General features: G+C 30.3%; 6 protein-coding genes. 3 read left to right on the top strand and 3 right to left on the bottom strand.

Annotated features, from left to right (window positions below):
* Nucleotides 1–429: hypothetical protein (locus T384_RS06840; RefSeq protein ID WP_036499486.1), on the bottom strand; the 429-nt coding region annotated here is incomplete at its 3' end.
* A gap of 8 nt (nt 430–437) precedes the next feature.
* A complete protein-coding gene (locus T384_RS0105865; RefSeq protein WP_027120210.1) occupies nt 438–1,205 on the bottom strand; it encodes a hypothetical protein in 768 nt (255 codons plus the stop codon).
* Between the two features lie 238 nt (nt 1,206–1,443).
* Here T384_RS0105865 and T384_RS0105860 point away from each other — a divergent pair, with 238 nt between their 5' ends.
* Genes T384_RS0105860 through T384_RS0105850 form a run of 3 tightly spaced genes read left to right on the top strand, consistent with a single transcriptional unit; the run spans nt 1,444 to nt 4,498 of the window.
* On the top strand, nt 1,444–2,094 hold the full coding sequence (locus T384_RS0105860) for a beta/alpha barrel domain-containing protein (RefSeq protein WP_027120209.1): 651 nt from the start codon (nt 1,444–1,446) through the stop codon (nt 2,092–2,094).
* Nucleotides 2,094–2,528 (top strand): PTS sugar transporter subunit IIA, encoded by a 435-nt coding sequence (locus T384_RS0105855; protein ID WP_027120208.1) that lies wholly within the window; start codon nt 2,094–2,096, stop codon nt 2,526–2,528. The genes T384_RS0105860 and T384_RS0105855 overlap by 1 nt, the downstream gene beginning before the upstream one ends.
* Nucleotides 2,528–4,498 (top strand): transketolase-like TK C-terminal-containing protein, encoded by a 1,971-nt coding sequence (locus tag T384_RS0105850; protein WP_036499462.1) that lies wholly within the window; start codon nt 2,528–2,530, stop codon nt 4,496–4,498. The genes T384_RS0105855 and T384_RS0105850 overlap by 1 nt, the downstream gene beginning before the upstream one ends.
* An 81-nt stretch (nt 4,499–4,579) precedes the next feature.
* Here the strand turns inward: T384_RS0105850 and T384_RS06835 are convergent.
* On the bottom strand, nt 4,580–4,886 hold a 307-nt coding region (locus T384_RS06835), incomplete at its 5' end, for a hypothetical protein (RefSeq protein ID WP_027119710.1).

The raw sequence follows: 4,886 nt of genomic DNA, 5'->3' as shown, positions 1-4,886 counted from the left end.
TTGTGAGCGATGCATTCCATACAACTTTGCTAGTTGTTCAAATCAAGCGTTAGATTCATTGCGAAAGATATTGTAATAACGAACTTCGTTTCCAGTATACGTTATGATTGGTTCATCTGGTGGTGGGATCGGAGTTTCATCTGGATGATATTTTTTGATTAAAGTGTATAATTTGCTTATTTCTGTTTTTAAATCATTTTTTAATTCGCTTTTTGTCTCATTCAATTTGTTGTTTGTCTCTTTTAATTCAGTCTTGGTTTCAACCACATTTTGTGCTACCCAAGACAAAGCTTGACCTAGCTTATTAATTGTTCATCCGTCTTTGCCTATATCTTGAATATTATTAATTAAAGCATCATCTTTTTGTGATGGAGATTTAGTTCCTGTTTTAATTTTTTTATTGCACATATCAGTTTTGAATTTAACCATTACGTAATCTATTTATCATTTGATTTTAAATCATTTTGCGCTTCATCTTGGTTAGAATTGAACACTCATTTATTTTTGAAAACTCAGAAAAAATGAATTTTTAAAAAACGAATGTTTTTGGTTAGTTTCTTACAAAAATCTGCCGTAATTTTCGTATTTTCTTCTTGAATATTTTTTTCGTTATCTGTTATAAAATTTTCAATATTTTTCTCTTTAATAAAATTTACTCCATTGATAGTTTTCGATGGCATATTTTCGTTAAGATAAGGTACAACAACTTTTATTTGGTTCATTATTTTGTATTGCTGTCTTAAATCTATCATTCCTTTTAAAAACAAATCGATTTCCGGGTTAATTTCTTTTTCTGATTTTTTGAGAATTGTTATATATTTATTTTTAACATACTTAACATCATATATATTTTTTAAAAGGGGCTTTGCAATCAAATAAACATAATTATTACCTATTATTATGCTTTTAAAGACACCAAGGGAATATGGACCATTGATTATTACACAATTTATATAATATCTTTTTAGTATGCCTTTTTTGGTTAGAGAAATTAAAGTTTTATGACGTTTATAACGCAAAATATAATTTGACGATAAATATGAAAAACCGGCTTTTCTAATGACTTTAGTTCATAAAATAACGCCTATTAAGATCACAACTAGAAGGCATATAAAAAAATAAATTGCAATATCTCCAGGAGTTACAGTGCTTGTGAATATCGTGCTGCCAATCGCCTGATTATAAATAGCTTGGTGATTATTCATAAAATGTTCCTTTCACCCGATAATATAACTATAATACTTTAATTATTTGTATTTTTGCATCGACTTCTTTGTACGGCTGGTAATATATGAAATCATAAAATATTTAATTTTTTGTTACATAGATACGAAATGATATACCAATTTTTAATACGCATAAGGAATCGTTTTCACAAAAAAAGGATATTTTTGTTTATAATGAATCAAGAAGTGTTTTCTTTAATCTTTTTGAAGGTATTTAATGACCATTGTACCAAGTCTATCAGCTGCTAAAAATAAGACAGGTTTACCCTGGCCAGACCAGTTTTCCAAAAAACTTATATCCATTGGATTGAGCCATTTTCATTTGGACTTGACTGATGGAAGTGTTACACCTAATAGTGATCTTTCACTGATTAATTTTGGTTTGTTGGAGAATTCTATAACTTATGATTTTCATATTATGAGTGTTAATCCAATACACATTATTGAAAGAATTCCAAAGTCAGATCGGGCCATTGTGCATACGCATTTCAATTTTTTAAATAACATTAATAAATATTTTGAAATTTGCAAAGAAAAAGGTTTTAAAATCGGGATTAGTTTGGATTTAGATAATAATATAAATGTAGTTGCGCCGTATCTGAAGCAAATCGAATTAGTAAATTTTATGAGTGTAAGAAAACTTGGTATGACGAATGTTCAATTTGAAGAATCGGTGTTTATGAAAATTAAGGAATTCAGAAACAAATACACCGATTATAAAAAAAACATTATGGTCGATGGATCAGTTAGATTGAATCACCTTCAAGAATTAAAAAAATATTGTGACTATTGTGTGGTCGGCAGCATCCTTTTTGCTGGTGATAATTTTGAAAAAAATTTATCTATTATAGAGAAGGAGATTATTTAATGAAAAAGAAATTGATTGAAATAGTAAACAATACACTTGATTGGAAAGACGCAATAAAAAAAGGAGTTAACCTCTTAGTTAAAGATGAAGCATGTGATGAAACATATGCTGAGGCTATTTTTGAATCTACGAAAAAACATGGACCATATTACGTAATTGCACCCTTATTGGCTTTAGCTCATGCTGAAGCTGGAATAGGAGTGAAACAAGTTGGCTTATCTTTGGTTTTATTTAAAGAACCTATTATGTTCAGTAGTGATGAAAAGCATAAGGTAAATTTGTTATTTACTTTATGCACAACAACGCCTGATGATCATATTGAAACCCTTCAAAAATTTGCCACCGTTTTTGCTAATAATCCAAATCTGACTAAGGAATTAATAGCTTGTAATTCGGTAGATGATCTATATGAAAAATTAAAGGAAATTGAATAATGTCGCAAGTAAAAAATAATTTATTAAGCAAAAAATCAATAACTGCAATTAGAGTACTTTCTGCAGAGGTAGTAAATAAAGCTAAGTCTGGTCATACTGGCATGCCACTTGGAGCCGCTCCTATCATGTATGCGCTGTTTAAAGATCATTTAGTTGTAGACGTAGAAAACCCGAAATATCTTAATCGTGATCGTTTTGTTTTGAGTGCAGGACACGGATCAGCACTGTTATATACAACAATGCATTTAGCAGGATACAAAGATGTGACAATTGAGCAATTAAAACGCTTTCGAAGTATTGACTCTAAGACCCCTGGACATCCAGAAAATGTGGTTTTGCCTGGAGTTGATTGTTCGACTGGACCATTAGGGCAAGGTGTTGCTATTGCAACAGGAATGGCGATAGCAGAAACAAAGTTATCTGAATATTTCAGAAAAGAACAATTGTTTAATCATTATACGTATTGTCTTTTTGGAGATGCATGCTTGCAAGAAGGTATTTCTTTTGAGGCATTTTCACTCGCTGGTCGTTATCAACTTAACAAATTAATTTATATTTACGACAGTAATCAAGTACAGTCAGACAGTAACGTGTGTGCTTCTACTAATTTTAATACTAAACAATATTTTAACTCGCTAGGTTTTAACTATTTTTTAGTTGAAAATGGTGAAGATTGAGAATTGATTTCAAAAAGTATAACAGATGCTAAAAAATCAGTTGATAAACCTTCGATAATTGAAGTTCGTACTAAAATCGGTTTTAAGACCAAATATGAGGGTACAAACAAAAGTCACGCTTTGGTTTTATCAGATGATGAGATAAATCAGTTTAAAAAAGATTTGGGTTACAATCAAAAGCCATTTACTGTAGATAACGATGTTTACAAAGACTTTAAGCAATTTCATATCAGAGGAAAAAATTCGTCTGCTTTATTCCAAAAAAATCTCAAAAAATTAAATGGGTCTAAAAAATCTGATTTTGATTTATTAGCGAACCAAAAAATAAGATTTGATAATTCTTGATTTAAAAACTTGAAATATGAAAAAGCAGCAATTCGTAACATTAGTGGAGACATTATTCAACAATTTGTAAAGCATAATCCATTCATCTTTATTGCTTCTGCTGACTTAGCTTCTAGTACAAAGATGTGATCCAAATTTGGTTCAGTATATGATGTTAATAACCGCCTAGGTGTAAATATCAACATGGGTGTTAGAGAATTTGGAATGACTGCTATTAATTCAGGAATAACTTTGCACAGTGGCTTTAAATCAATTAATTCTACTTTCCTAGTGTTTAGCGACTATAGCAAGGCGGCACTACGGCTTGCTGCAATCTCTGATTCTCCAATTACATCTGTTTTTAGTCACGATACAGTTACAGTTGGATACGACGGACCAACGCATCAAGCTGTTGAACAATTATGATCACTTAGGTTAATACCAAACCACATTTTATTTAGACCAGCAAACCTTAGTGAAACTATTTTCAGTTTTTTGTATGCTTTAGAATCTAAACTAAAACCTGTCACTATCATTACTTCGCGAACAGAATTTTTACAATACAATTTTGGCACAAATGACAACATTGAGAAGGGTGCTTATAAAGTAGTAAGCAACAAAAGATATGATTTGACTTTCTTAGCAAGTGGTAGCGAAGTTGAAATTGCTTTTAAATTAAATGAACTCTTAGCGAAAAAGAAATTGATTGCTAATATAGTATCTATTCCATCTTGGAACCTTTTTACGCAGCAAACTAGTCAATATCAAAAATCTGTTTTAGGGAATAAGCCAATAATAGCTATTGAGTTTGGTTCTTCAACCCCTTGATTATCAATCGCTGATCTTGTTCTGGGCGTAGATTCTTTTGGTTTTAGTGCTTCGCCCAATGATGTTATAGAACGGTTGAAATTAGCTCCTGAAAAATTGTTTTCTAAAGTTACTTCGTTCTTGAAAAATAAAACCAAATAATAATTGATAACACTTTCTTGCTTGTCTATAGCGTGTGTTAAAAATTCGGTTTCATAAAATAAATAGGTGGTAGAAGAACAGTTAGTGAATTGTATTATCTAAGGAATAATTGATGAAATATCCCTCTAACATTTTTGTTTTTAGCAATCCCTTTGATCCACTTTTATAAGTTATAGTTTCTGTTTCTATAATATTACTTTTTTGATTTGAAAAATTATACACAACTTGATAGTTTTGGTCTAATTTTTTGGCAGACGAAAGTTGAGCGTGTTGTAATATTCTTATAAGCGAATGACCTCCCGTTTGATGTTTCATCTTCTTTTGAATCATAAAATATTGTTTTCATTCAATCAATGATTTTATTTTATTAACAATCGTGTTTTTGAAA

The organism is Mycoplasma testudinis ATCC 43263 (assembly GCF_000687795.1).
Lineage (GTDB): Bacteria > Bacillota_I > Bacilli_A > Mycoplasmatales > Mycoplasmoidaceae > Mycoplasmoides > Mycoplasmoides testudinis.
This window is presented reverse-complemented; position numbering and strand designations above follow the sequence as displayed.